Annotated in this window: 17 protein-coding genes; 12 read left to right on the top strand and 5 right to left on the bottom strand. The window is 71.1% G+C overall.

Annotated features, from left to right (window positions below; translation table 11 throughout):
* Positions 1 to 7: 7 nt before the first annotated feature.
* The 7 genes from ACFUJ1_RS17465 to rraA are packed head-to-tail and all read left to right on the top strand — an operon-like array spanning position 8 to position 4,040.
* The gene (locus tag ACFUJ1_RS17465) at positions 8 to 532 is read left to right on the top strand and encodes a hypothetical protein (protein ID WP_378646720.1); all 525 of its coding nucleotides are present in this window, start codon (positions 8 to 10) and stop codon (positions 530 to 532) included.
* Between the two features lie 40 nt (positions 533 to 572).
* A complete protein-coding gene (locus ACFUJ1_RS17460) occupies positions 573 to 1,226 on the top strand; it encodes a YcnI family protein (RefSeq protein WP_378646718.1) in 654 nt (217 codons plus the stop codon).
* Entirely contained in the window at positions 1,223 to 1,744 is a 522-nt protein-coding gene (locus ACFUJ1_RS17455) for a copper resistance protein CopC (protein WP_378646716.1), read from the top strand. The genes ACFUJ1_RS17460 and ACFUJ1_RS17455 overlap by 4 nt, the downstream gene beginning before the upstream one ends.
* A 29-nt stretch (positions 1,745 to 1,773) precedes the next feature.
* Positions 1,774 to 2,658, top strand: coding sequence for a CopD family protein (locus ACFUJ1_RS17450; RefSeq protein ID WP_378646917.1), 885 nt, complete (start codon positions 1,774 to 1,776; stop codon positions 2,656 to 2,658).
* 27 nt (positions 2,659 to 2,685) lie between these two features.
* Positions 2,686 to 3,144: an SRPBCC family protein gene (locus tag ACFUJ1_RS17445; protein WP_378646714.1), complete on the top strand. Its 459-nt coding sequence runs from the start codon at positions 2,686 to 2,688 to the stop codon at positions 3,142 to 3,144.
* Positions 3,141 to 3,527, top strand: a complete 387-nt coding sequence (locus tag ACFUJ1_RS17440) for a DUF5313 family protein (RefSeq protein WP_378646712.1) — start codon at positions 3,141 to 3,143, stop codon at positions 3,525 to 3,527. The genes ACFUJ1_RS17445 and ACFUJ1_RS17440 overlap by 4 nt, the downstream gene beginning before the upstream one ends.
* A gap of 18 nt (positions 3,528 to 3,545) precedes the next feature.
* Positions 3,546 to 4,040: a ribonuclease E activity regulator RraA gene (rraA, locus tag ACFUJ1_RS17435; RefSeq protein WP_378646710.1), complete on the top strand. Its 495-nt coding sequence runs from the start codon at positions 3,546 to 3,548 to the stop codon at positions 4,038 to 4,040.
* On the opposite strand, the gene ACFUJ1_RS17430 is transcribed toward rraA, so the two are convergent.
* Positions 4,037 to 4,267 (bottom strand): RNA-binding S4 domain-containing protein, encoded by a 231-nt coding sequence (locus tag ACFUJ1_RS17430; protein ID WP_378613555.1) that lies wholly within the window; start codon positions 4,265 to 4,267, stop codon positions 4,037 to 4,039. The genes rraA and ACFUJ1_RS17430 overlap by 4 nt on opposite strands.
* Positions 4,268 to 4,419: 152 nt before the next feature.
* Here ACFUJ1_RS17430 and lysX point away from each other — a divergent pair, with 152 nt between their 5' ends.
* From lysX to ACFUJ1_RS17405, 5 genes are all read left to right on the top strand, one after another.
* Positions 4,420 to 7,743 carry a bifunctional lysylphosphatidylglycerol synthetase/lysine--tRNA ligase LysX gene (gene lysX, locus ACFUJ1_RS17425; RefSeq protein WP_378646708.1) on the top strand — a complete coding sequence of 1,108 codons (3,324 nt, stop codon included), beginning with the start codon at positions 4,420 to 4,422 and terminating at the stop codon, positions 7,741 to 7,743.
* A 108-nt stretch (positions 7,744 to 7,851) separates the two neighbouring features.
* A complete protein-coding gene (locus tag ACFUJ1_RS17420) occupies positions 7,852 to 8,544 on the top strand; it encodes a hypothetical protein (RefSeq protein WP_378646706.1) in 693 nt (230 codons plus the stop codon).
* A 156-nt stretch (positions 8,545 to 8,700) separates the two neighbouring features.
* The gene (locus tag ACFUJ1_RS17415) at positions 8,701 to 8,916 is read left to right on the top strand and encodes a hypothetical protein (protein WP_378646704.1); all 216 of its coding nucleotides are present in this window, start codon (positions 8,701 to 8,703) and stop codon (positions 8,914 to 8,916) included.
* A 19-nt stretch (positions 8,917 to 8,935) separates the two neighbouring features.
* On the top strand, positions 8,936 to 9,550 hold the full coding sequence (locus tag ACFUJ1_RS17410) for a histidine phosphatase family protein (protein ID WP_378646702.1): 615 nt from the start codon (positions 8,936 to 8,938) through the stop codon (positions 9,548 to 9,550).
* A gap of 107 nt (positions 9,551 to 9,657) precedes the next feature.
* Positions 9,658 to 9,942, top strand: coding sequence for a hypothetical protein (locus ACFUJ1_RS17405; protein ID WP_378646700.1), 285 nt, complete (start codon positions 9,658 to 9,660; stop codon positions 9,940 to 9,942).
* Between the two features lie 63 nt (positions 9,943 to 10,005).
* On the opposite strand, the gene ACFUJ1_RS17400 is transcribed toward ACFUJ1_RS17405, so the two are convergent.
* From ACFUJ1_RS17400 to gltB, 4 genes are all read right to left on the bottom strand, one after another.
* Positions 10,006 to 10,908, bottom strand: a complete 903-nt coding sequence (locus tag ACFUJ1_RS17400; RefSeq protein ID WP_378646698.1) for a cutinase family protein — start codon at positions 10,906 to 10,908, stop codon at positions 10,006 to 10,008.
* Positions 10,909 to 11,207: 299 nt separating this feature from the next.
* A complete protein-coding gene (locus ACFUJ1_RS17395) occupies positions 11,208 to 11,645 on the bottom strand; it encodes a hypothetical protein (protein ID WP_378646696.1) in 438 nt (145 codons plus the stop codon).
* Between the two features lie 363 nt (positions 11,646 to 12,008).
* Positions 12,009 to 13,475, bottom strand: a complete 1,467-nt coding sequence (locus ACFUJ1_RS17390; protein WP_378646694.1) for a glutamate synthase subunit beta — start codon at positions 13,473 to 13,475, stop codon at positions 12,009 to 12,011.
* Complete coding sequence (gltB, locus tag ACFUJ1_RS17385) at positions 13,468 to 18,147, bottom strand: glutamate synthase large subunit (protein ID WP_378646692.1); 4,680 nt, start codon at positions 18,145 to 18,147, stop codon at positions 13,468 to 13,470. Before gltB ends, ACFUJ1_RS17390 begins: the two co-directional genes overlap by 8 nt.
* Positions 18,148 to 18,401: the final 254 nt, after the last annotated feature.

Here is an 18,401-nt window from a genome sequence, read left to right as displayed (position 1 = left end):
CCGTCCCGTGCGTACCGCCCCCGATCCCGGCCTTCGCGGTCCGGTGGTCGGGGCGCTGGTCGCGGCGCTCGCCGTCGCAGCGCACGGTGCCGCCGGTGGGGGTTTCCCCGGCGGCGCGGATTTCGCTCTGCTGCAAGCGGTTTCGGTACTGACCGGAGCGGTCGCGGTGCTCGCGCGGCGGCGCGGGCGGTTCGCCGACGCGGCGGGGTTGCTCGCGGTGCTCGCCGGCGGGCAGTACGCGACGCACCTGCTACTGGCGTCGCATCTCGGCTCGTCCGGGAGCGGCCACTTCGCCGGTTCGGCCGCGATGGTCGTCGCGCATGTGCTCGCCACCCTGCTGGTCGCGCTGGCGATTCCGGCGGCGGAGCGGTTCGCCGCGCTCGCCGCGACCACCGTGCGGGCGCTGCTCGGCCCCCATCGGGCGGCGCGACCGCGCGCCCGCACCGCCGGGTTCCCCGGCACTCCCCTGCTCCTCCGCGCGGCCGGACCGCTCGGTGCGATCGGTCCGCGTGCCCCGCCGGTCGGGCGCTGAACCCCGACCGACACCCGCACCGACCGAAAGCGAATCCCCCATGCACTCGACGCTCACCCGCGCCTCCGTCACGGCCGCGGCCGCCGCAGGGCTGATCCTCACCGCCTGCGGCAGCGCCGCCGCGCACGTCACCGTGGACGCCCCAGGGGCTGCCCAGGGCGGTTACAGCGTCGCCACCTTCCGGGTGCCGACCGAATCCGATACCGCGAGCACCACCGCGCTCACCGTCACCATCCCCGGCCTGCGCAGCGTGCGCACCGAGCCGCTGCCGGGCTGGACGGCCAAGGTGGACAAGAACCCGGCCGGCGAGGTCACCGCCGTCACCTGGACCGCCGACCCCGGCAACGCGGGCGTCGGCCCCGGCCAGTTCCAGCGCTTCGTCGTCTCCATCGGCCCGCTGCCGAAGGAGCACGAGGTGAGCTTCCCGGCCACGCAGAGTTACAGCGACGGCAGCGTGGTGCGCTGGGACCAGCCCGCCGCCGCGGACGGCTCGGAGCCGGAGCGCCCCGCCCCCAGCGTGCACCTCGCCGAGGCCGCCGCCGACGGCCACTCGCACGGCGGGAGCGACACCGAGGCCGCCGCCCCGGAGAGCACCGACCAGACCGCGCGCTGGCTCGCCGGCATCGGCCTCGCGTTCGGGCTCTTCGCGGTGGCGCTCGGGCTCGGCTCGGTGTTCCGCGGGCGCAGGCCGTGAGGCCGCTACGCGCGCTCGCCATCGCCGCGCTGGCCGGGCTGCTCGTCACCGTCGGCGCAGGCACCGCGGCCGCGCACTCGATCGTGGTCGGCAGCGTGCCGACGGACGGTTCGTCGGTCGAGGTCGGCCCGGAGCGGGTCAGCGTCACCTTCAACGAGCCGCTGCAGCCGAGCTTCCCCGCGCTCACCGTCGTCGGCCCGGACAACCACTTCTGGCAGCAGGGTGACCCGGTGGTCGACGGCGCGACGGTGAGTGTCCCGGTCGGCGAGCTCGGCCCGGCGGGCACCTACACGATCGCCTTCCGGGTCACCTCCGCCGACGGGCACGCGGTGAACGGCAAGCGCACCTTCACCCTGACTAGGGCGGGCAGCGGTACGCCAGGCGCGGAGGTGTCGGCGGCCGACGAGGGGTCGGGCGGCATCCCCGTCTGGATCTTCGTCGCGGGCGGCGTGCTGATCTTCGCCGGCGGCCTCGCGGTCGCGCTGGTCGGCGGCAGGGGCCGCGGAAAACGCGCGTGAACCCGCCCTCCACCGCACGGCGCCGCGCCATGTGGCTGCTCCCGGTGGCCGGGCTGCTCGGGGTCGGGGTGGCGTGGCTGCTCGGCCGCGGCGCCCCGGCCGAGGCGCCGGTCCGGATGCTCGCCGACGGCCTCGGCGCCACCGTGCTCGGGCTGGCGGCGCTGCCCCGGCTCGGCGAGCGGCTGCGGCCGCCGTGGCGGCTGCTCGCGGCCGTGGCGGGCGGCTGGTGCGCGGCCGAGTTCGCGGTGCTCGTCCTGGAGGCGGCGGAGGTGGTCGACGTGCCGGTCGGCGAGCTCGGGGCCGGTGCGTTCGGGGCCTTCGTCCGGGACACCAGCGGCGGCCAGGTCGGGGTGGCGGTCCTGGCCGCCACCGCGCTGATCGCCTGCTACGGCGCGTACTCCTTCCGTACCGGGGACGGCTCGCCCGACCTCGTACTGGTCTTCGCGGCGGTGGCGCTGGCGCTGCGGCCGATCACCGGGCACATGTCGCAGCAGGCGTTCGGCTCGGTGCTCGCCGCCGCGCACGCGCTGGCCGCCGGGCTCTGGTTCGGGCTGCTCGTCGCGCTCGCGCTGGTGCTGCGCGGCCGCGGCGAGTGGGCCGCCGCGCTGCCCCGCTACTCCGCGCTGGCCGGGGTACTGATCGCGGTGGTCGCGCTGACCGGGGTGCTGAACGGGCTGGTCCGGCTCGGCGGGGTGAGCGAGCTGGTCGGGTCCGGGTACGGCCGGATCATGCTCGCCAAGACGGCGGTGCTGCTGGTGCTGGCCGGGCTCGGCTGGTGGTGGCGGCGCGGCTGGGTGCCGCGCGCCGCCGACCACCGGGTGCGCGCCGAGGATTCGCTGCGCCGGGCGATCACCGAGACGCTGATCATGGCGCTCGCCTTCGGCCTCGCCGCGACGCTCGCCGTCACGGCGTAGCCGGAATCGGGCGATTACAGTGGCGGCGTGACCGTGGTGACGATCGTCGAGGACTGCGTGGCGTCGGCCGAATCCGCCTTCGCCTACGTGAACGACCACCGGAATCTGCCTGTTTTCCTGCACGGCCTGGAGTCCTTCACGCCGGTCGGCGCGAAGGACGAGGGGCTCGGCGCGGTCTTCGACGGCAGGATCAAGCTCGGCCCGGTCGCGCTGACCTCCCGGGTCGAGGTCACCCGCTGGACCGAGAACGCCCTCATCGAGGTGACCTCGATCAAGGGCTTCGAGATCGCCTCCACCTTCGTCTTCCACCCGAAGGGCGCCGCGCTCTGCACCATCGACGCCATCGTGGAGTACCGGGTGCCGGGCGGGCTCGCCGGGAAGGCGCTCGGCCGCACCATCGAGCCCTTCGTCAAGCTCGCGGTGAAGCACACCACCGACAACCTGGTCGCGCAGATCGCCGCCTTTCACCTGACCCGCGAGCCGTGACGCCCTCGCTCACCCAGCGCCTCGGCTACCTGTTCGGCCGCACCCTCCCCGCCTCGATGTCGGACTGGGTGCTGCGCGACCTCACCGGCCCCGGCGCCACCCGCAGGTACCTGCTGCGCATCCTGATTCCGGTGATTCCGCCGCTGCTGCTCTTCCTGCTGCTGCCCGGCCCGCTCTGGATGGGCGCCGCCATGATGGCGCTGCTCTACATTCCGCTCGTCTACTTCACCGTCGCGCTGATGTACGTCTACCGGCGGCACCGGCTGGTCCAGCACGGCCTCGACCCCGCGCTCGCCGACGCCGAAGCCCGCGCCAGGGGCGCCGCCGAGCGCGCCGAGTACGAGCGCAGACACGGCCGGGGAGGTGCCGGTCACACCGGGTGACCGGGCACAATCGGGGGCGTGACCGATACTTCGAACGTCGATTCCGTTGCGACCGCCGACCTGGCCGACGAGATCGGCCCCGAGATCCGCAGCTGCGACACCCAGTTCACGCAGTTCGGTGGCAGGGCCGCGTTCTCCGGGCGGATCACCACCATTCGCTGCTTCCAGGACAACCTGCTGGTGAAGCAGACCCTGAGTGCGCCGGGCGCGGGCAGGGTGCTGGTGGTGGACGGCGGCGCGAGCGTGCACACCGCCCTGGTCGGCGACATCATCGCCGGGCGTGGCGTCGACAACGGCTGGGCCGGGGTGATCGTGAACGGCGCCGTCCGCGACTCCGCGATCCTGCGCACCCTCGACATCGGCGTGAAGGCGCTCGGCACCAACCCGCGCAAGAGCACCCAGACCGGGTCCGGCGAGAAGGACGTGCCGGTGGAGTTCGGCGGGGTCACCTTCGTGCCCGGCGAGGTGCTCTACAGCGACCACGACGGCGTCGTGGTGCGCGCCGAGGACTAGCGGCGGCGGGGCGCGGTCACCCGGACCTGCCTGCCCGCGAGGGCGACGGTGTCACCGACCTCGAGCTGCCTGCCGCGACGCGTCTCGACCTCGTCGTTCACCCGGACGAGCCCCGCCGCGATCACCGTCTTGGCCTCGGCGCCGGACTCGATGAGATCGGCGAGCTTGAGGAATTGGCCGAGTTTGATGGCCTCGTCCTGAATCGGGACGTCGACTGTATCCGCCATGCCACTATGCATACTCCCCCGTCGGAACGGGTCGGGCACCGGGCCGGGCGGCTGAGCGCGGCGTTCCGATTCAGTTACCATCCGGCGAACGGTCGGACACGCGGCGGGCGAAAGGCTCGGCATTCCACCCGATCGGCACGCACACTGGTCCGGTGACTTCCACGCAGGCCGCTCCGCACGCCGACACCGAGCTACCACCGGATCGGCCGACACCGCCGGTTCCGCACCGCGGCCACGGCAGGCTGCGCGAGGTTCCGCACATCGCCGCGACCGTGCTCGGCGTCTTCGCCGTGCTGATCTTCCTGTGGAGTCTCTCGCCGACCCTGCGCTGGATCACCGCGACCCCGCGCCGGTACATCGACGACTACTACTTCGACGCGCCCGACACCAACCTCATGTGGGCGCTGCTCGTCGGACTGCTCGCCGGTGCGCTGGCCAGCCGCAAGCGCATCGCCTGGTGGTTGCTGGTCGGTTACCTGGCGCTGTACACGATCATCAATGTCGTCACCTTCACCACGCAGGGCGATGTCAACGCGCTGGTGGCCATGGTGCTGCACCTGGCGGTGATCGGCGTGCTGCTGGCCTCGTGGAGCGAGTTCTACACCCGGGTCCGGCGCGGCGCGGGGTTGAAGGCGCTCGGCGTGCTGCTCGGCGGGCTGACGCTCGGGTTCCTGGTCGGCTGGGGGTTGCTCGAGCTCTTCCCCGGTTCGCTGCCCGGTGGCTGGCAGCGCCCCGGCTGGTCGCTGTACCGGGTCACCGCGGCGGTGCTCGCCGACAACGAACACTTCGACGGGCACCCGCACCCCTTCGTGAACTTCCTGCTCGGGCTCTTCGGCGCGCTCGCGCTGCTCGCCGCGGTGCTGGTTCTGCTGCGCTCGCAGCGCGCCGCCAACGCCATGACCGGGGTGGACGAGTCGGCGATCCGCGGCCTGCTCGCGCACTCCGATATCGAGGATTCGCTCGGCTACTTCGCCACCAGGCGGGACAAGGCCGTCGTCTTCGCGCCGAACGGCAAGGCGGCCATCACCTACCGCGTCGAGCTGGGCACCTGCCTGGCCAGCGGCGACCCGATCGGCAGGCGCGAATCCTGGCCGCAGGCGATCGACGAGTGGCTGCGGCTGGCCGATCGCTTCGGCTGGGCGCCCGCGGTGATGGGTGCCAGCGAACCGGGGGCCACCGCGTACCGGCGGGCCGGGCTCGCCGCGCTGCGCCTCGGCGACGAGGCGATCCTGGACACCCGTTCCTTCTCGCTCGCCGGGCCGGAGCTCAAGCAGGTGCGCCAGGCCGCCAACCGGCTGCGCAAGCAGGGCGTCACGGTGCGCATCCGGCGGCACGGCGACATCCCCGCGCGGGATTTCGGGAGCATCACCGCGCGCGCCGACGCCTGGCGGGACACCGCCGAGGAGCGCGGCTTCTCGATGGCGCTCGGCCGGCTCGGCGACCCGCAGGACGCCGACTGCCTGCTGGTCGAGGCGGTCAACCCGCAGGAGCGGGTGCTCGGCATGCTCTCCCTCGTCCCCTGGGGCCGCACCGGCGCCTCGCTGGAGCTCATGCGCCGCGACCCGGGCGCGCCGAACGGCGTGATGGAGCTGATGATCTCGCAGCTCGCGCTGAACTCCGAGCAGTACGGCATCACCCGGGTCTCGCTGAACTTCGCGGTGTTCCGCTCGGTCTTCGAGGAGGGCGGCCGGATCGGCGCGGGGCCGGTGCTGCGGATGTGGCGCGGCGTGCTGCTCTTCTTCTCCCGCTGGTGGCAGCTGGAGGCGCTGTACCGCTCGAACGTGAAGTACCAGCCGACCTGGGTACCGCGCTTCTTCCTCTTCGAGGAGCGCAGGCAGCTGCCGCGGGTGGCGCTGGCCAGCGCGCTCGCCGAGGGCTTCCTGCCCCGCTTCGGCGCGGAGGGCGATACCGCCGTGCACACCGGGCTGCACAGCGCCGTGCCCGCGGGCGTCGCCGGGCTGCACGCCGACGGCAGCGCGCCGGACTGGCCGGAGGACGAGGACGAGGAGGTCCGTGCCCGGCGCCCGGAACAGGTCCGGGTGCGGCTGGACAAGCTCCGCAAGCTCGCCGACCAGGGCATCGAGGCCTACCCGGTCGCCTACCCGCCGACGCACAGCATCGCGGCCGCGCGGCGCACCCCGCGCGGGACCACGGTCCGGGTCTGCGGGCGGTTGCTGCGGATTCGCGACTACGGCGGGGTGATCTTCGCGCTGCTGCGCGACTGGTCCGGCGAGATCCAGCTGCTCATCGACCGCGACCGGGTCGGGGCCGAGCGCAGCGCGGAGTTCACCGAGTACTTCGACCTCGGCGACCTGATCGAGGTGAGCGGCCAGCTCGGGGTCAGCAGGCGCGAGGAGCTCTCGCTGCTCGCCGCCGACTGGCGGATGCTCGGCAAGTGCCTGCACCCGCTGCCGGACAAGTGGAAGGGGCTCGCCGACCCCGAGGCCAAGGTCCGCCAGCGCTACGTGGACATGGCGATCAACGCCGACACCCGCGAGGTGATGGCCAAGCGCAGCGCGGTGCTGCACTCGCTGCGCGACTCACTGCACGGCGCGGGCTTCCTCGAGGTGGAGACGCCGATCCTGCAGCAGGTGCACGGCGGCGCAAACGCCACCCCGTTCCGCACCCACATCAACGCCTACGACCTCGACCTCTACCTGCGCATCGCGCCCGAGCTGTACCTCAAGCGGCTCTGCGTCGGCGGCATGGAGAAGGTCTTCGAGCTGGGCCGGACCTTCCGCAACGAGGGCGTCGACTTCAGCCACAACCCCGAGTTCACCATCCTGGAGGCGTACGAGGCGCACAGCGACTACCAGCGCATGATGCACCTCTGCCGGCGCCTCATCCAGGAGGCCGCGGTCGCCGCCAACGGCGCCGAGGTGGCGCTGCGCCCGACCGACGGCGGCGGCTACGAGGAGGTCGACATCTCCGGCGAGTGGACCGTGAAGACGGTGCACGGCGCGGTCTCCGAGGCGCTCGGCACCGACATCACGCCCGCGACCGGGGTGACCAGGCTGCGCGAGCTCTGCGATGCCGCCGACATCCCGTTCCAGCACAACTGGGACGCCGGGCAGATCGTGCTGGAGATGTACGAGCACCTGGTGGAGTCGCGCACCGAGCGGCCAACCTTCTACTGCGACTTCCCCACCTCGGTCTCCCCGCTCACCCGCTCGCACCGCAGCATCGCCGGCGTCGCCGAGCGCTGGGACTTGGTGGCGTGGGGCGTCGAGCTCGGCACCGCCTACAGCGAGCTCACCGACCCGATCGACCAGCGGCAGCGGCTCACCGAGCAGTCGCTGCTCGCCGCCAACGGCGACCCGGAGGCGATGGAGCTGGACGAGGACTTCCTGCAGGCGCTGGAGCACGCCATGCCGCCCACCGGCGGGCTCGGCATGGGCGTCGACCGGATCGTCATGCTGATCACCGGCCGCAGCATCCGGGAGACGCTGCCCTTCCCGCTGGTCAAGCCGCGCTGATCGCGTCCTGCCCCCCGAACTGGGGGCGGTGCGGGCCGAATCGCCCTGTTAGGGTTCGGCATTCGGCGCCAGGGAGGACGCCGCTCACATCTCGGAGGGAAATTCGTCGTGCCTGTCGGCCTGCTCGTCACATCGGGGTTGCTCGATCCGCTGCTGTCCGCTCAACCAGATCCGGTCCTGCTCGCCGACGCGCTCGAGGCGCGCAAGCGCGGGGGAAGCCGCGGGAGCGGGGGTGGGGGGATCGGCGCCTTCGCCGTCGGGATCGTCTGCCTCGGGCTCGTCGCGGCGATCGTCATCGGGTTGGTGCTCCGCAGTCGGAAGTCGGGGTCGGGGACCCCCAACCCGCCGGGGGTCGGGGGGCAGGTCCAGCCCGGCTACGGTGCCCGACCGGGTCACGGCGCGCAGCACGGGTTCGCCGGCGGACCCGGACAGCCCGGTTACGGCCCGCCACAGGGGTACGGAACCGCGCCGGGTTACGGCACCGGCCCGAGTGCCCAACCCACCTACGGCGCCCAGCCGGGTTACGGCTCGCAGCCGGATTACGGCACCGCACCCGGCGCCCAGCCGAACTACGGCTCGCAGCCGGATTACGGCACCGCACCTGGCGCCCAGCCGAGTTATGGCTCGCAGCCGGGTTACGGCGCCGCACCCGGCGCCCAGCCGAACTACGGCGCCCAGCCGGGTTACGGCACCGGCCCGGGTGCCCAGCCCGCCTACGGCTCCCAGCCGAACTACGGCGCTCCGGTGCAGCCGGACACCCAGGACCGCGGCCGCCCGGGCGGCCAATGGCCCCCGCACTGAGCGAAGAAATTTCGCGCCACGTGTAAACGCCCGGCGGCGTACCCGCGATCTTGAAAGCAGGCCACCGGGCCGGAACCGCTCCCGCGGGCAAACCCGGCGGCTAGCCTGAACATTCGGCTCCGGGAGGAGGCCGAACCCGCCGACGAGGGGAACACCATGTATCTCGACCTGCTCACCCAGGCCCCGCTGCTCGACCCGCACATCTGGGCCAGCCCGGACGTCCTGACCTCGGTCATCGACTACGAGGCCGCCAAGAAGAAGAAGTCCCGCGGTGGCGGCGGCCTGATCTTCGGCGGCATCTGCTGCCTGCTGGTCGTCGTGGCGATCGTGGTCGGCATCTACCTGCTCACCAAGCGCAAGAAGCAGCAGTAGCGGCGGATACGGTGGACGGGTGCAGCTCATCTTCGTCCGCCATGCCCAGCCGGTCCGCATCGTGGGCTCGCAGGCCCCCGCCGACCCGGAGCTGGCCCCGCTCGGGACCAGCCAGGCGGCGCGGGTCCCCGATGCGCTGCGGCACCACCGCCGGATCACCCGGATCGTGAGCAGCCCGCAGCGGCGCGCCCTGGAGACGGCGGCGCCCGCGGCGGCCGCACTCGGCCTCGAGGTCGAGGTCTTCGACGACCTCGCCGAGTACGACCGCGACCTGCCCGCCTACATCCCGATCGAGGACGCGAAGACCGAGTTCCGCGCCGCCTACGACCGGATCAAGGCGGGCCACCTGCCGGAGCAGATCGACGGCCCCGCCTTCGCGGCCAGGGTCGCGGCGGTCGTCACCGACCTGGTGAAGGCCGCCGACCCCGCCGACACCGTGCTCGCCTTCGCGCACGGCGGCGTGGTGAACGTGACGCTGCAGGACGTGCTCGGGCTGCCCCGCCCGCTCACCTTCCCGATCGACTACTGCTCGATCACCCGAATCCTGTACTCGCGCAACGGTGATCGCACGGTCGCGACGGTGAACGAGAACGCGCACGTCTGGGATCTGCTTCCGCGCAACCTCGAGTCCTGACCCCGCACAGCGGACTGCCAGCCTGGTCGCACCGCCGTCCCAGGGAGAAGCCTTTCGATGGGTGCAGTGCGCCGCTCCGCGGCGCGCTGGTCCAAGGAAAGGAAACCGTGTTGCTCTCCTCGAAGATCGCTCGACGCGTCGCCGGTGTCTCGCTGGCAGGCGCGCTCTTCGCCGCCCCGGTAGCCCTGCTGGCGGGCACCGCCTCCGCCGCCGAACCGGCGGCCACCGTCCAGGTCGACCCCGCGGGCACCGAGGTCGCCCGCCCCGACCATCGCGACGGCGACCGCCCCTGGGACGGGCAGCGGAACGACCGCCGCGACGACCACCGGGCGCCGGACCAGTTCCGGCAGTTCCAGCAGCAGTTCCTGCCGCCCACCGGCTCGGCGCTCTGAGCTGAGTACGACGAAGGCCACCGCCCGGATCGGGCGGTGGCCTTCGTCGTGGTCAGGGCGGCGTCAGGCCATGCCCGCGATCCAGTCGTGCATCCAGCGGACCGCGCTCTTGCCGTTGTCCACCCGGTAGCTGCCGTACAGGGTGTGCGCCTGCGAGCTGTAGAACCGCTCCAGATCCTTCACCCGCTGCTCGTTGGCCGACTCGGTGAGCTGGCCCTGCAGCGTCGGCACGCCGCCGTGCGCCATCAGGTCGTTGATGATGGAACCGGCTTCCTGCTGGTAGCGGCCCATATTGGCGACGTTGGCCTCCGAGCTCATGGCGAGGAAGCCGGCGAAGCGGGTGATGAAGTCGTCGGTCGCGGTGGCGCAGTAGAGATCGTCCACCGCGCAGATGGTGCGGGTGCGGTCGCTGATCCAGCCGAAGCCGCCGACCCGGGGCCCGCCCGCGCCCGCGCCGCCCGCCACCGGGCCGACCTGCACGTCGGTCGGGGAGCGGCGCGGGTCGGAGATGAGCCCGACGCCCGCGATGCGGTCCGGCGAGACGACGCCGAGCCCGGTGCCGATGTCGGCGGCCAGGTCACCGGCGGCATCCGCGCCCTGGCTGTAGCCGACCAGCGCGATCTGGGTGGCCCCGCAGGCCCGCGCCATGTCGCCGATCAGCCCGCGGGCGGCGTTCACGGCCTCCTTCTTGGAGTTGCCGTATACCTCGCCCTCCCACGGGAACGCGGTGGCGGAGTAGGTGACGTAGTCGACCTCCACTGAGCGCGGCAGGTTGTTGGTGACCCCGGCCAGCATCCCCGGCCCCGGCTCCTTGTCGCGCCCCGTCTCCCAGGTGCCCGGGATCGCGACCACGTACAGGCTGGGGCAGCCGGGATCCGCGACCGCGGTCCCGGTGCCGCCGAGCACCACGCCGGAAACGAGTGCCGCGGACGCACCGAGAGCCGCGACGACCTTCTTCAACTGCATTCCGCTCCAGTTCCAAAACCGTTGCCCCCGCAGGAGCGAGCCCGACAAGTTGCCGCCTCGATGCTGTCCTCGACGCGTTTCACGCCTGTGCACGGCGGGTGAACAGTTCTCACCCCGGGGTCGTTGCCACCCGACCCCATCCCAAGATCAACGGCACACCGCCGACCACAATAGAGGTAGCGCCGAGGCAACGCCATCCGAACCCCGGACTTGTCCGATTACCTCGATACTCCGGCCGCCCGCTGGTCCGGCGAGTGCGGGGCCGTCTTCTTCCAGCACGTCACAGCCGAACGGCGCACTCAGCGAACCACGAAATCGACCGCGGTTTCGACATTGCCGGGCTGCATCCCCGTAGTGGTCAACGCCTTGAAATCACAGCGACTACGCAGCTTGTAGTTCTTGCCGCGCTGCACCTTCACACTGGAATGCAGAAGGTAGTCCGGCGGCAGATTCCGATGATCGTCCACGTAGCCCTGGATACCGTCGATCTTGGTCTGGCAATTCATCGTTCCGGCGATCACCGCCTGAGTGGACGGCGTCATCTCCAGCGACCACGCCAGCGTCACCGTCCGGAAGTCGACCTGGGCGGTGAAGCGCGACACGCTGTTGGCGTACTCCCGGTAGGGCTGACCGGCGGTGAACTCCATCGACACCGGATTCGGCGCGGCGGAGGCGGGACCGGCCGACGGGAAAACGACGGCAGGCAGACAGGCGGCGATAGCCACGAGATATTTCATTGTTCCCCCCGATATTCACGGCTCTACTCGAGCCACCTCACATGGGTAGCCCGCAAACTGTGCGAATCCTGTTGAGCCACAACGTATTCGACGGTTACACGATCACCGATCGCGACGTCGTCGAAGTTCCGCCCGCGCAGCGAGTTGACCGCGAACCACACCTGATCCCCATGGTCGGTCAACACGATTCCGGTGGCACGCTTCCTGTTCCAACGCCATATCTCCCCATCGGCGACGGAACCCCCCTCAGGCTGCACGCATCCACATTAACATCGACCCGCCCGGTCCCGGAGACGCGAAAGGCGCCTGTGGACTCCGTTGTCCACAGGCGCCCGCCTTCCCCCTGCCGGGGAAATCGGGGGGTCAGCGCTGGGCGACCATGGTGGGGGTGATGGGCGCGGGCAGCGCGGTCTCGCCCTCCAGGTAGCGGTCGACGGCGGCGGCGGCCGCGCGGCCCTCGGCGATGGCCCAGACGATCAGCGACTGGCCGCGGCCCATGTCGCCCGCGACGAAGACGCCGGGGACGTTGGTGGCCCAGCTCTTGTCGCGCTGGACGTTGCCGCGCTGGTCGTAGCCGACGCCGAGGTCGGTGAGGAGCCCGCCCTTGTCCGGGCCGACGAAGCCCATGGCGAGCAGCACCAGGTCGGCTTCGAGGGTGAACTCGGTGCCGTCGACCTTCTCGAAGCGGCCGTTGACCATCTTCACCTCGTGCGCCTGCAGCCCGGTGACGGTGCCGTCGGCGCCGACGAAGCGCTCGGTGTTCACCGAGAACACCCGCTCGCCGCCCTCCTCGTGCGCCGAGGAGACCCGGTACATGAGCGGGTAGGTCGGCCACGGGGTGGAGCCCGCGCGCTCCTCCGGCGGGCGCGGCATGATCTCGAACTGGTGCACCGAGGCGGCGCCCTGCCGGTGCGAGGTGCCGAGGCAGTCGGCGCCGGTGTCGCCGCCGCCGATGATGACGACCTTCTTGTCCCGCGCGTTGATCGGCGGGAGGCCGCGCTCGTCGGTGACCTCGTCTCCGAGCTGCACCCGGTTGGCCCAGGGCAGGAACTCCATGGCCTGGTGGATGCCGTCCAGCTCGCGGCCGGGGATCGGCAGGTCGCGGGCCTGGGTGGCGCCGCCGGAGAGCACGACCGCGTCGAACTGCTCGCGCAGCTCGTCGGCGGTGATGTCGACGCCGACGTTCACGCCTGCCCGGAAGATGGTGCCCTCGGCCTCCATCTGCGCCATCCGGCGGTCGATGAAGCGCTTCTCCATCTTGAATTCCGGGATGCCGTAGCGCATCAGCCCGCCGATGCGGTCGGCGCGCTCGAACACCGTGACGGTGTGGCCGGCGCGGGTCAGCTGCTGCGCGGCGGCCATGCCCGCCGGGCCGGAGCCGACGACCGCGATCTTCTTGCCGGTGAGCCGGGTCGGGTACACCGGGGCGACCCAGCCCTCGTCGAAGGCGTTCTCGATGATCTCGACCTCGACCTGCTTGATGGTCACCGGGTCCTGGTTGATCCCGAGCACGCAGGACGCCTCGCACGGCGCCGGGCACAGCCGCCCGGTGAACTCGGGGAAGTTGTTGGTGGCGTGCAGCCGGTCGATGGCGTCGCGCCAGTTGTCCTTGTACACGAGGTCGTTCCAGTCCGGGATCAGGTTCCCGAGCGGACAGCCGTTGTGACAGAACGGGATACCGCAGTCCATGCAGCGGCTGGCCTGGGTGCGGAGGGTGTCGTGCGAGAAATCCTCGTACACCTCCTTCCAGTCCATCAGCCGGAGCGGGACCGGGCGCCGCTTGGGCAGCTCCCGGGCGGTGTGCTTCAGAAAACCCTGGGGGTCAGCCACGAGCGGCCTCCATAATCGCAGCGTCGACGTCCCGGCCGGCCTTCTCGGCCTCGGAGATCGCCAACAGGACCTTCTTGTATTCGCGCGGCATGACCTTCACGAAGTGGTTCACCTGCTGCGACCAATCGCCGAGAATGCGATCGGCCACCGCGGAACCGGTCTGCTCGCGGTGTTCGGCGATGATGTCGCGCAGCCAGGTGAAATCGTCACCCGAGAGCTGCTCCACCGCCTCGCTCTGCTCCGGGTTCACCTTCGCGGCGAAGGTGCCGTCCGGGTCGTAGACGATGGCGACGCCGCCGGACATGCCCGCGCCGAAGTTGCGCCCGGTCTCGCCGAGGATCACCACCCGGCCGCCGGTCATGTACTCGCAGGCGTGGTCACCGACGCCCTCGACCACCGCGACGGCGCCCGAGTTGCGCACCGCGAACCGCTCGCCGACCACGCCGTTGATGAACGCCTTGCCGTTGGTCGCGCCGAACAGGATCACGTTGCCCGCGATGATGTTCTCCGCGGCGACGAAATCGGCCGGTGCGTTCGGCGAGGGCCGGACCACCAGGTGGCCGCCGGAGAGCCCCTTGCCGACGTAGTCGTTGGCATCGCCCTGCACCCGCAGCGTGATGCCTGCGGGCACGAAGGCGCCGAAGCTGTTGCCCGCGGAGCCGGTGAAGGTGATGTCGATGGTGTCGTCGGGGAGCCCGGCGCCGCCGTAGAGCTTGGTCACCTCGTGGCCGAGCATGGTGCCGACGGTGCGGTTCACGTTGGAGATCTTGGTCTCGAACTTCACCGCCTTGCCGCGCTCCAGCGCGTCCCGGCTCTGCGTGATGAGCTGCTGGTCGAGCGCCTTGTCCAGGCCGTGGTCCTGGGTCTTGGTGCAGCGGCGGTCCTGGTACATGAACGCCGTCTCGACGTCGTCCAGGATCGGCGAGAGGTCGAGCTTGCTCGCCTTCCAGTGCTGCTTGGCCTTGCTGGTGTCGAGCAGGTCGACCCGGCCGACGGCCTCGTCGATGGTGCGGAAGCCGAGCGAGGCCAGCAGTTCGCGCACCTCCTCGGCGATGTAGAGGAAGAAGTTCTCGACGAACTCCGGCTTGCCGGTGAAGCGCTCGCGCAGCACCGGGTTCTGCGTGGCGACGCCGACCGGGCAGGTGTCCAGGTGGCAGACGCGCATCATGATGCAGCCGGAGACCACCAGCGGCGCGGTCGCGAAGCCGTACTCCTCGGCGCCGAGCAGCGCGGCGATCATCACGTCGCGGCCGGTCTTCATCTGGCCGTCGACCTGCACGACGATCCGGTCGCGCAACCCGTTCAGCAGCAGCGTCTGCTGGGTCTCGGCCAGGCCGAGCTCCCAGGGGCCGCCCGCGTGCTTGAGCGAGGTGAGCGGCGAGGCGCCGGTGCCGCCGTCGTGCCCGGAGATCAGCACCACGTCGGCGTGCGCCTTGGAGACGCCCGCGGCGACGGTGCCGACGCCGGGCTCCGCGACAAGTTTCACGTGAATCCGAGCCTGCGGGTTCGCGTTCTTCAGGTCGTGGATCAGCTGCGCCAGATCCTCGATGGAGTAGATGTCGTGGTGCGGCGGGGGCGAGATCAGCCCGACGCCCGGCGTCGAGTGCCGCACCTCGGCGACCCACGGGTACACCTTGTGCGCGGGCAGCTGGCCGCCCTCGCCCGGCTTGGCCCCCTGGGCCATCTTGATCTGGATGTCGCTGCAGTTGGTCAGGTAGTGCGCGGTCACGCCGAAGCGGCCGGAGGCCACCTGCTTGATCGCGCTGCGCCGCCAGTCACCGTTCTCCTCGACCTCGAAGCGGGCCGGGTGCTCGCCGCCCTCGCCGGAGTTGGAGCGGCCGCCGAGCCGGTTCATGGCGATGGCCAGCGTCTCGTGCGCCTCGGCGGAGATGGAGCCGTAGCTCATCGCGCCGGTGGAGAAGCGCTTGACGATCGCGGTGGCCGGCTCGACCTCCTCGATCGGGATCGGCGAGCGCGCGCCGTTGCGGAACTTGAAGAGCCCGCGCAGCGAGGCCAGCCGCTCGGACTGGTCGTCCACCAGCTTGGTGTACTCCTTGAAGACCGAGTACTGCCCGCTGCGGGTGGCGTGCTGCAGCTTGAAGACGGTGTCCGGGTTGAACAGGTGGTACTCGCCCTCGCGGCGCCACTGGTACTCGCCGCCGACCTCGAGCTCGCGGTGCGCGCGCTCGTTGCGGTTCTCCAGGAACGCCACGCCGTGCCGCGCGGCGACGTCGGCGGCGATCTCGTCGAGGCCGATGCCGTCCAGGTGCGAGCGCAGCCCGGTGAAGTACTCGTCGACCAGCTCCTGCGCCAGGCCGATGACCTGGAAGAGCTGCGCGCCGTTGTACGAGGCGAGGGTGGAGATGCCCATCTTGGACATCACCTTGAGCACGCCCTTGCCCGCGCCCTTGATGTAGTTGGCGACGGCCGCGCGGTAATCGGCCCCGGTGTCGCCGGTGCTGCCCGGCATGGCGAGCGCGCCGCGCTCCAGCATGTCCTCCAGCGACTCGAAGGCCATGTACGGGTTCACCGCGCCCGCGCCGAAGCCGACGAGGGTGGCCATGTGGTGCACCTCGCGGGCGTCACCGGCCTCCACGATCAGCCCGACCATGGTGCGGGTGCGCTCGCGCACCAGGTGGTGGTGCACCGCGGCGGTGAGCAGCAGCGACGGAATCGGCGCCAGCTTCTCGTTGGACTCGCGGTCGGAGAGCACGATGATCCGCGCCCCGCCCTCGATCGCGGCCGAGACCTGGGTGTTGATCGCCTTCATCGCCTGGCGCAGCCCCTTGCCGCCCTTGGCGACCGGGTACAGCCCGCGCACGACCACCGAGCGCAGCCCGGGCTGCGAGCCGTCGTCGTTGATGTGCACCAGCTTGGCGAGCTCGTCGTTGTCCAGGATCGGGCCCTCGATGGCGATCTGCCGACACGACTCCACGCTGGGGTGCAGCAGGTCGCCCTCGGGGCCGAGGTTGCGCTTGAGGCTGGTGACGACCTCTTCCCGGATCGCGTCCAGCGGCGGGTTGGTGACCTGCGCGAAGATCTGCGAGAAGTAGTCGAAGAGCAGCCGGGGCCGCGCGGAGAGCACCGCGATCGGGGTGTCCGTGCCCATCGAGCCGAGCGCCTCGCCGCCGGTCTTCGCCATCGGCGAGAGCAGCAGGTTCAGCTCCTCGGTGGTGTAGCCGAAGATCTGCTGCCGAATCAGCACCCGGTCGTGCGACATGTGCACGTGCGGGCGGTCGGGCAGGTCGGAGAGCTTCTTGACGCCCTCGTCGAGCCACTCCTGGTACGGGTGCTCGGCAGCCAGGGTCGCCTTGATCTCCTCGTCGCCGACGATCCGGCCCTGGGCGGTGTCGACCAGGAACATCCGGCCCGGCTGCAGCCTGACCTTCCTGACCACCTTGGCCGGGTCGATGTCGAGCACGCCGACCTCGGAGGCCATCACGACCAGGCCGTCGTCGGTGACCCAGATCCGGCTCGGGCGCAGGCCGTTGCGGTCGAGCACGGCGCCGACGACCGAGCCGTCGGTGAAGCAGACCGATGCCGGGCCGTCCCACGGCTCCATCAGCATCGAGTGGTACTGGTAGAACGCCCGGTTGGCCGGGTCCATCGTCTCGTTGCGTTCCCAGGCCTCGGGAATCATCATCAGCACGGCGTGCGGGAGGCTGCGGCCGCCGAGGTGCAGCAGCTCCAGCACCTCGTCGAAGCGGGCGGTGTCGCTGGCCCCCGGCGTACAGACCGGGAAGATCTTCTCCAGCCGGTTCTTGCCCGCCTGGTCGATGCCGAAGACCTCGCTGCGCAGCAGCGCCTCGCGCGCGCGCATCCAGTTCTCGTTGCCGGTGACGGTGTTGATCTCGCCGTTGTGCGCGACCCGGCGGAACGGGTGCGCCAGCGGCCAGGAGGGGAAGGTGTTGGTGGAGAACCTGGAGTGCACGATGCCGAGCGCGCTCTCCACCCGGTCGTCCTGCAGGTCGAGGTAGAAGGCGCGCAGCTGCGGGGTGGTGAACATGCCCTTGTAGACGAAGGTCTGCCCGGAGAGGCTCGGGAAGTAGACCGTCTCCCTTCCGGTCGCGCCCTCGCCCGCGCCCTGCTTGCCGAGCTCGTGCTCGACCCGCTTGCGGATGACGTAGGCGCGGCGCTCCAGGTCCATGCCGGAGAGCTGCTCGGCTGTGCCTGCTCCCGCCCCACTCCCACCCGCGTGCTTCGGGGAGGCGATGAAGATCTGCCGGAAGGTGGGCATGGCGTCGCGCGCGAGCGCGCCCAGCGAGCTCTCGTCGATCGGCACGTCGCGCCAGCCGATGACCTCGAGCCCCTCCTCCTTGACGATCTTCTCCACGCCGTACGCGGCCCTTGCCGCCTCGCGGCGGGCCTGCGGCAGGAAGGCGATCCCGGAGGCGTAGGAGCCTTCGGCGGGCAACTCGACGCCGGCCACGGCACGGAAGAAGCGGTCCGGAAGCTGGATCAGGATGCCCGCGCCGTCGCCGGAGTTCGGCTCGGCGCCGGCGGCACCGCGGTGCTCCAGGTTCAACAGAGCCGTAATGGCCTTGTCGACGATGTCGCGGCTGCGGCGGCCGTGCATGTCGACGACGAACGCGACGCCGCAGGAGTCGTGCTCGTTCGCCGGATCGTAGAGACCGATGGGTCCGGGTGACCGGTGGCCGGGAAGTTGCGTCATGCCTCTGCCTTCAGGAAGTAGGCGATCGAGGAGCGGGGCCATCGCGATAGCGGCCATCTCGTTCGAACGCCTGGTCAAGACTGCGTCCGTACGTTCCGAATCCAGCCGCGCTGATGGTCTCGGCGTGCAGTCACGTCTCCAGTTGTCCACCCGCAGGGTGTTACGTGTGGGCTGCTCGGTGATAGCGAAGCGCTGGGGCGATCACTACCTCCGTGCGGGTGGCCGCCCGCTACCTGAGCACCGACTCGGGGCTG

Source organism: Nocardia sp. NPDC057227, assembly GCF_042669725.1.
Taxonomy (GTDB): Bacteria; Actinomycetota; Actinomycetes; order Mycobacteriales; family Mycobacteriaceae; genus Nocardia; species Nocardia asteroides_A.
The sequence above is the reverse complement of the archived record's forward strand: the minus strand, read 5'-3'. Positions and strand labels throughout refer to the sequence as shown.